The following is an 8391-nucleotide window of genomic DNA, read 5'->3' as shown; positions in this document are numbered from 1 at the left end:
TATCAACCAATATCGGACCATCGGTTGCTCCCGCTCTTTGCTTCCTGACCTCAAAGTCAGAATCTCACCCAGTTATCGCCTCTTGTTGGCGCAGAGGTGGGCTTGACGGGTATATTGGCGAGCGAAGTCACTGATTCAGGTGTTTGAGACAACTTCATTGCCGGGAGCATCAGCCGCGGTGTTGAAATCCATTTCGATGTACGTGGTCAAATCATGGCCGGCAACATCCTCGGTCTTGGTACCAATGCTGATACGAGATTCACGAGCAGAGAAGCCTGTTTTCCAGTCGCTTTCACCTTCATTGGCCGCCTTGGCAAGCGTCCGGGGCAAACCAATGGAGTAACCGTTGCTGATTCCATTACCGTTGGATCCGAAAATCACATCGGCCTTGATGAACCCGCCAAATGAAATCGTGGTGTCACCAATCTTGATGCCTTTGCCATCACGCAACAGATAACGGCTATCGTCCCGCGTTTCAGGGGCAGTCGACACAGCACCTTCCAGCTTTCCTTCCAGAACCTGGATGCGCTCACGCAGCTCTTCCAGTTCTGTGTTGCTCTGCGCCTGGGCAGTTACCGAGCCAAGCATCAGCAGAGGTGCACCAGCCAGGGCTACGGCACGGACCAGCGGATGGGTGGCAAAACGGGTTGTTGTTGTCATCTTGAAAAACCTCGCATCGGAGTTGGTTAGCGTCTTTATTGTTAAATCTACGGGACTGGCACATACCTTCCCGCAATAATTCCGCACAGCGGAACTATTGGTTGTTTGCATTTCATTATGCAGCACCATCTTCCACGCATCCGAATATAGATGAAGATTTTTATATCAACAAGTCCATTTATCTTTTTGCACGTCTACAACGGCGCATTTTTTTGACAGTTGATTCCGTTAGCATTGACATCCACCGTTTGGTTGATGGATCATGGAGCAATTCTGCTATGCGGTATACATTTTCGCTAAGAGCACGGTGAGGGTTACCTATGAACATGAATTACACAGCCGAGGAATTGGCTTTCCGCGACGAAGTTCGCGCATTTCTGAATGCCAAGCTGCCTGCGGACATCGCAGCTAAGGTGAAAGGCTTTCGCAAGCTGAGCAAGGAAGACCACCAGCGGTGGCAAAAAATTCTCAGCGAGCAAGGCTGGTACGCCACGCACTGGCCGGAACAGTACGGGGGTGTCAGCTGGACACCGGTCCAGAAGCACATCTGGGATGAAGAGTCCTGCCGTTACGGCGTGCCCCGCTCCATTCCCTTCGGCGTAAATATGGTGGCTCCGGTCATCATCAAGTTCGGCTCCGAAGAACAGAAGCAGCAATACCTCCCCCGGATTCTGAGCGGCGAAGACTGGTGGTGTCAGGGTTATTCCGAGCCAGGCGCGGGTTCTGACCTGGCTTCCCTGAAAACACGGGCTGTACGCGAAGGCGACCATTACATCGTTAGTGGCCAGAAGACCTGGACCACGCTGGGCCAGCACGCCAACATGATCTTCTGCCTGGTTCGCACCAACACAGAAGTGAAGGCGCAGGAAGGCATCTCATTCCTGTTGATCGACATGAATACCCCGGGCATCACCGTTCGTCCGATCATCACTCTGGACGGCGAGCACGAAGTTAATGAAGTCTTCTTTGAAGACGTGAAGGTTCCGGCCGAAAACCTGGTAGGTGAAGAAAATAAAGGCTGGACCTATGCCAAGTACCTGCTCACCTACGAGCGCACCGGCCTGGCCGGCATCGGCCTGTCCAAGGCAGCGCTGACACACCTCAAGCAGCTGGCCAGCCGTCGGGTGAAGAACGGCAAACCCCTGATTCAGGATCCGACCTTCAGCCAACGTATCGCGCAGGTCGAAATCGACCTGATGGCAGCAGCGATCAGCAACCTGAGAATTGTTGCCTCGGTAGAGGGCGGCGGCGTTCCGGGAGCGGAAAGTTCCATGCTGAAAGTGCGCGGCACCGAGATTCGCCAGGCCATCAACGACTTGGCACGCCGGGCGATCGGGCCTTACGCCATTCCGTTTGTTGAAGAAGAGATGGACCAGGCCTATGACGGCGAATTCCTGTCTGACCCGGATGCTGCTCCTCTGGCTGCCCATTACTTCAACAACCGCAAGCTGTCTATTTTCGGTGGATCAAACGAGATCCAGAAGAACATCGTTTCGAAAATGATTCTGGGACTTTAAGGAGGCGACCATGGATTTCCGACTCAACGAAGAGCAGCAAATGCTGCAGGACACCGTGGCTCGTCTGGTTCGCGGTGAATACAGCTTTGAAAAGCGGCTGGAATACAGCGAAACCGAACTTGGCTTCAGTGAAAGTTTCTGGAAGCAACTGGGCGAACTGGGCCTGATGGCTGTGCCATTCCCCGAGGAACTTGGCGGCTTTGGCGGCACCGGTGTTGAAGTTCAAAGCGTGATGACCGAGCTGGGCCGCGGCCTGTGCATCGAGCCGTACCTTCAGTCTGTGGTTCTGGGCGGCGGGCTGATTAGCCAGGCCGGCAATGAACAGCAGAAAGAACAGTGGCTGGCGGGCATTGCAACAGGCGAAACCCAGCTTGCCGTTGGCCTGCAGGAGCCCCAGAGCTTCTACAACACAAATGACGTAGAAACCACCGCCGAGAAAACCGACAGCGGCTATGTTCTTAACGGCCGCAAAGCGGTCGTAATCGGTGGTCATAGTGCCGACCTGCTGGTGGTTTCTGCTCGCACCTCTGGCAGCAGCCGTGATGCCTCTGGCATCAGCTTGTTTGTCATCGACGCCAACGCTGATGGCCTGGAGCGTCGCAGCTACCCGACTATTGACGGCGCCAAGGGCTGCGACCTGCTCCTGAACAATGTCAAGGTGGGTGCAGACGCTCTGCTGGGAAGCGAAGGCGAAGCGGCCGATGCTATTGAATACCAGGTTGGCCGTGCCATTTCCGCTCTGTGTGGTGAGGCGGTCGGCGTTATGGAAGTCGCCTGTGACCTGACCCTGGACTACCTCAAGCAGCGCAAGCAGTTTGGCGTGCCCATCGGTAAGTTCCAGGTACTTCAGCACCGGATGGCTGACATGATGTCCGAACTGGAGCAGGCTCGTTCAATGGCCATCCTTGCCGCCAGTGTGGCTGATGAGCCTCAGAGCGACGAGCGCCGTCGGGTAATTGCGGCCGCTAAAAACGTAATTAGTCGCAGCGCCCAGTTTATTTCCGAAAAGGGCGTTCAGTCACACGGCGGTATCGGCATGACCTGGGAATACAACTTTGCCCACTACGCCAAGCGCCTGGTGATGATCAACCACCAGCTGGGCGATGATGACTTCCATCTTGAGCGCTATGCCGCTCTGCTGGAAGCCAACTGATACTGAATCAGTGAACCTTGGGTCTGCCTCCACATTCAGTCAGGACCCTCTTTCGGGGTGGCCTATGCCACCCCTTTTTTATGCCTGGAATAACCTTGAGTAATAAATCTCTACGGAGGAACAATCATGACAAAAAACCATCCGGACGAAATGCAGGCTGATCTGAGAAAAGCCGAATGGAAAATAAGAACCGAACTGGCTGCCGCCTATAGACTGGTAGCCCTGTTTGGCTGGGACGACCTGGTGTTCACCCATCTGTCGGCCCGGGTGCCCGGCCCTGATCATCACTTTCTGATCAACCCCTACGGATTGCTGTTCCATGAAATGACTGCCTCATCCCTGGTGAAAGTCGACCAGAATGGCGAAGTCGTGGAAGCCGGCGGGCTGCGCAGGGTTAACCCGGCGGGGTTTACCATCCACAGCGCCGTACATATGGGGCGTGAAGATGCAGGAGCCGTCATGCACCTGCATGCAGCAGATGGTGTTGCAGTATCAGCCCACCGTGATGGCCTCCAGCCCCTGAGCCAGACCGCCATGCTGTGCCTTGAGCACCTGAGTTACCACGAATATGAAGGCGTAGCGCTCAACCTTGATGAGAGGGAGCGCCTGATCCGGGATCTGGGTAACAAATCCATGATGATCTTGCGAAACCACGGCATTCTGACCGTGGGCCACGATGTGCCCGAAACCTTCACTTACCTCTACTTCCTGATGAAGGCCTGCGAGATACAGGTAAAAGCGCAGAGTTGTGGCCCGGTATACATGCCAACCCAACAGGCTATCGACACCACGGCGGATCAATCAGGCTCACTCGGCAAGGCAGCAAAGCTTACCTGGCCCGCCCTTCTGAGACTGCTTGATGCCAGGTCTCCTGGCTACAACGTTTGAGCCCTTCATCAATCCACTATCAGGAAGGTCCTATGATTACTGTTGATATTAATGAACTGGCAGCCTATCAGGGCATGCTGATTGGCCACAGCCCCTGGGTAACCGTGAGCCAGGCCATGATAAACGCCTTTGCCGAAACCACCGGCGACCATCAGTGGATCCATGTGGATGTCGACCGGGCCAGCCGGGAGTCACCCTGGAAGAGCCCGGTAGCCCATGGCTACCTGACGGCATCACTGATCCCCAAGCTCAACAGCGAGGTCATCAAGGTGACCGGTACTTCAGCCACCATCAACTATGGCCTGAACAAGCTGCGTTTTCCGGCGGCGGTGAAGGCTGGCTCGGATATCCGGTCCCGGGTTGAGCTGGCATCCCTGAAGCAGGTGGATGATCACCGCCTGCTGGCCACCTACCAGACCGTGGTGGAAATAAGGAACGAAGACAAGCCAGCCTGCGTACTGGAAAATCTGGCCATGTACGTGGTCTGAGCCTTCCGGTCAGTGCAAAAAGGCGGCAAGCCCTGAGAGTGGGGGGGGGCCGCCTTCCTAACTTCCAGTGTTGTGCAGGCTACTTCTGCCACTCCTGCTCCTGAAGTGTCCGCCACATCAGCTTTCCGGTCGGTGATTTTGGCAACTCATCAACAAATTCAATGATGGTTGGTACCTTGTAGGCCGCCATTTGCTCCTTACACCAACTGATGATGTCATCCTTGGTTGTTGTGTTTTCAGCCTCAGGCGTTAGTACAATACAAGCCTTGACCGTTTCACCACGCTTGGGGTCCGGGGCAGAAATAATGCAAACTTCGTGGATGGATGGGTGACGGTACATCAACCCTTCTACCTCAGACGGCCAGACCTTGAAGCCAGACGCGTTGATCATGCGTTTGACCCGATCCACCATGAAAAAGTAACCATCTTCATCGTAGTAACCCAGATCGCCGGTGCGGAAGAAACGCTTACCATCGATTTCGACGAACGAGGCCTCGGTATCCACGGGTCGATTCCAGTAGCCCAGAGTGACCTGAGGCCCGCAGGACACGATCTCGCCGGTTTCTCCCACGCCTTTTTCTTCAAGTGTGTCGACATCGATAATCCGGCTGTCAACATCAAATACCGGAATCCCCAGGCATTGCGGTTTAGGGTTGTTACCGGGGTTGATGTGGGTAGCTGCCATGGTTTCAGACAAACCGTATCCTTCGATGTAATCAAGGCCTGTCAGCTTTTTGAGCTTTTCCGCCACCGCAACAGGCATCGCGGCACCACCACCCCCGATCATGTTCAGGCTGCTGATGTCGTAGTTACCCAGCTCCGGGTTTGACAGAAAATCCACCGCCATAGTGACGATATTGGTCCAGCCGGTGACCTTGTAGCGCTCAATCAGGCGCGCCGCGGTGGTTCTGTCCCAACGGGTCATGATGACGGAAGTGGCACCCGAGAAGATGGGGCCGTTCATGGAGCCCGTCATACCAGTTACATGGAAGAATGGCAGCGTGGAAAGCTGCACACCATCGGGCGTAGACAGGTTCCAGAATACCCGGTGCACGGCTGTCGCCATTACCGACCGGTGAGTGTGCATGCAGCCCTTGGGTGCCCCGGTGGTACCGGAGCTGTACGGAATAACGGCAAGGTCATCCGGGCCGGCAGTATGTTCACCGGGCTTGTGTCCGGCTTCCAGGGCCGCCTCCCAGGTAACCACTCCCGGTATATCTCTGGACCACGCGGGCGCAGCAACTTCAGCCGGCAACGTCAGGTCGGTTTCCGGGTTAATGTAGGTGTTGTAAGACGCAACAATCACTTGTTCCAGGTTGGTCTCACCAATCAACGGCGCGATGAAGCCCGCCAGTTCCTGGCCCGCCATGCACACCGTGGAGCCAGTATCCGAAATATAATGCTCAAGCTCCGCCGCGCGGTTCATGGGATTCACAGGAATAACCACGGCATCGGCCCGCAGGATGGCATAGTAGGAGATCACATACTGCGGGGAGTTCTGCATATAAAGCAGGACCCGGTCACCCTTCTTGACCCCCTGGGCCTGCAGGTAACCCGCCATAGTATCGACTTCTCGCTTAAGCCGGGCATAGGTCATGGGCGCATCGTAGAAAACGATGGCATTGTGGTCCGGATAGCGCAGTGCCGAGACTTCCAGGTTGGTGTACAGACTGGTTTTCGGCAGGGTCATGGTTTTGGGCAGATCTTTTGGCCAAACCTTGTAGTGGCGTGTAAACATATTCTTGTTCTCCCCCTGGGTTAATTCAGTCAACCGCTTGAGCGGACAAATCAAAATAATCAACAGCCCCGGGCAAGGGCTCGTCATGGCGTAACGGTGAAATGGCAACGGCTTTTTCACGAAGTACGGTCACATCCGCATCCGGCTCCACAATGTGGCGTGAGCTCCGGTCAAAACCAAGCCACCAGTAAGGCAGGCTGCGCGCATCACGGCCAGCGACCAGTGTTGGCTTCTGGATAGAGCCGTTGGACTGCCGACACCATCGGGCTGCGGTAATATCGGCCGCTTCACAGGCTGGAAAGTTCACATTCCACGCCAGAACCTGGCCGGAGCGGTAAAGTCTGCGAATGACAGCTTCAGCAAAGGTTTCCACCGGCGACCAGCGGACGTCGTCCCGGTTCAGGTAAGCCTGGCTCAGCGCAATGGCCGGAATGTTCATGTGGTGTGCACTCAGTACCGCACCAACGGTACCGGAGTACTGGACCGAATCACTGATGTTCGCACCACAATTCACACCGGATAGCACCAGGTCTGGCGGTGTTTCCCCGAACCACTCGGCCAGGGAATACAACACGCAATCGGCCGGCGTGCCAGACACCGAATAACGATTAGCCCCAACCTGATAAACCCGTAACGGACTGTGAATGGATATGCTCTGGCCAGCTCCGCTGCGATCATGTTCCGGCGCCACAACCCAAACCTCATCGGCCAACCGCCGGGCAATGGTTTCAAGGATCGCGATACCCGGCGCATTGATGCCGTCATCGTTGGTAATCAGAATTCGATTGGCAATCTTTCCGTGCATCATCGCTTCTCCGCTCATGGCTTCCGACCTTCACAAGCGATTTGCCAGCCAATATCCGCCAGCAGGCTGGCACGCTTGCCAACCTCCAGCGCATTGGCGTTGGCAGCATTGCCATCCAGAGCCCGCTTGTAAACGCCCTGAAGAATGGCCGCCAGCCGGAATAATGAGAACGACAGGAACACGTGCCAGTCATCGATACCGTCCCGGCCGGTTTGCGCGCAGTACCGTGCAATCGTTTCCTGCTCGCTTGGTATACCGAGCTCCTGCAGATCTTCGCCATTCAGGCCACGCATACCGGGCATATCAGCAGGCAGGTGGTATGGCAGGCAGTAATAGGCAAGGTCTGCCAGCGGATGCCCGAGAGTCGACAGCTCCCAATCCAGGATCGCGATTACTTCCGGGCGATCCGGTGCCAGCATCAGGTTGCCAAACCGGTAGTCACCGTGAGCAATTGAAGTCTCGTCCCTGGCCGGGAGGTTCTCCGGCAGCCAGGACATCAGCTTGTCCATGGCCGGCAGGTCATCCGTCCGGGATGCGAGATATTGCTTGCTCCAGCGAGCCACCTGACGGGACACATAACCCTCCGGGCGGCCGTAATCTGCCAGGCCAATAGCGTTGACATCCACAGAGTGCAAAGCTGCCAGCGTGTCGATGGCTGAGTGATGAGCCCTCATTCGCTCTTCACGCTCCAGCTCTTTGAGTGCTGAATGGGAGTGAATCCTGCCTTCCAGAAAATCCATCACGTAGAAGGGAGTGCCAATGACCTCACTGTCTTCACACAGTTCGCGAGCATTGGGTACCGGAACGGACGTGTGTTCAGCGAGCGCGCGCATAACGCGGTATTCCCGCTCCACCATGTGAGCCGAAGGCAGCGTCTTTCCCGGGGGCTTCTTCCGCAGTACATAACGCCTGTTGCCGGTATCCAGCAGAAAGGTGGGATTGGATTGCCCGCCCTGAAACTGCTTCACGTCCATCTGGTTACCGAATTCCGGCAATGCCTGCTGAAGCCAGTTGAGCAGGCGGGCTTCATCGAATTTGTGGGCTGGCAGAACCGCTACCAGCTCTGGAGTCATGCTCATGATTATCTCTTGTCGTTATGTTCTGGCTACCCCTGGCGCCAGACAGGTGCCCGGCGGCAGGGG

General features: G+C 55.9%; 8 protein-coding genes. 4 read left to right on the top strand and 4 right to left on the bottom strand.

Annotation, left to right across the window (positions count from 1 at the left end; all coding sequences use genetic code 11):
* Positions 1 to 135: 135 nt before the first annotated feature.
* The gene (locus JIF53_RS17725) at positions 136 to 660 is read right to left on the bottom strand and encodes a hypothetical protein (RefSeq protein ID WP_199453726.1); all 525 of its coding nucleotides are present in this window, start codon (positions 658 to 660) and stop codon (positions 136 to 138) included.
* A gap of 320 nt (positions 661 to 980) precedes the next feature.
* Here JIF53_RS17725 and JIF53_RS17720 point away from each other — a divergent pair, with 320 nt between their 5' ends.
* The 4 genes from JIF53_RS17720 (at position 981) to JIF53_RS17705 (ending at position 4706) form a co-directional block, all read left to right on the top strand.
* Positions 981 to 2177 (top strand): acyl-CoA dehydrogenase family protein, encoded by a 1197-nt coding sequence (locus JIF53_RS17720; protein WP_199453724.1) that lies wholly within the window; start codon positions 981 to 983, stop codon positions 2175 to 2177.
* Positions 2178 to 2187: 10 nt separating this feature from the next.
* On the top strand, positions 2188 to 3330 hold the full coding sequence (locus tag JIF53_RS17715) for an acyl-CoA dehydrogenase family protein (protein ID WP_199453723.1): 1143 nt from the start codon (positions 2188 to 2190) through the stop codon (positions 3328 to 3330).
* Between the two features lie 126 nt (positions 3331 to 3456).
* Complete coding sequence (locus JIF53_RS17710) at positions 3457 to 4218, top strand: class II aldolase/adducin family protein (RefSeq protein ID WP_199453721.1); 762 nt, start codon at positions 3457 to 3459, stop codon at positions 4216 to 4218.
* Positions 4219 to 4250: 32 nt separating this feature from the next.
* Entirely contained in the window at positions 4251 to 4706 is a 456-nt protein-coding gene (locus JIF53_RS17705; RefSeq protein WP_058342383.1) for a MaoC family dehydratase, read from the top strand.
* A 79-nt stretch (positions 4707 to 4785) separates the two neighbouring features.
* Here JIF53_RS17705 and JIF53_RS17700 read toward each other — a convergent pair whose 3' ends face one another.
* Genes JIF53_RS17700 through JIF53_RS17690 form a run of 3 tightly spaced genes read right to left on the bottom strand, consistent with a single transcriptional unit; the run spans position 4786 to position 8328 of the window.
* Positions 4786 to 6444, bottom strand: a complete 1659-nt coding sequence (locus JIF53_RS17700) for a long-chain fatty acid--CoA ligase (RefSeq protein WP_199453719.1) — start codon at positions 6442 to 6444, stop codon at positions 4786 to 4788.
* A gap of 25 nt (positions 6445 to 6469) precedes the next feature.
* Entirely contained in the window at positions 6470 to 7267 is a 798-nt protein-coding gene (gene surE / locus JIF53_RS17695) for a 5'/3'-nucleotidase SurE (protein ID WP_228285613.1), read from the bottom strand.
* Positions 7264 to 8328 carry a phosphotransferase gene (locus JIF53_RS17690; RefSeq protein WP_199453717.1) on the bottom strand — a complete coding sequence of 355 codons (1065 nt, stop codon included), beginning with the start codon at positions 8326 to 8328 and terminating at the stop codon, positions 7264 to 7266. Before JIF53_RS17690 ends, surE begins: the two co-directional genes overlap by 4 nt.
* Positions 8329 to 8391: the final 63 nt, after the last annotated feature.

Source organism: Marinobacter sp. bablab_jr008, from assembly GCF_016464145.1.
Lineage (GTDB): Bacteria > Pseudomonadota > Gammaproteobacteria > Pseudomonadales > Oleiphilaceae > Marinobacter > Marinobacter nauticus.
The sequence above is the reverse complement of the archived record's forward strand: the minus strand, read 5'-3'. Positions and strand labels throughout refer to the sequence as shown.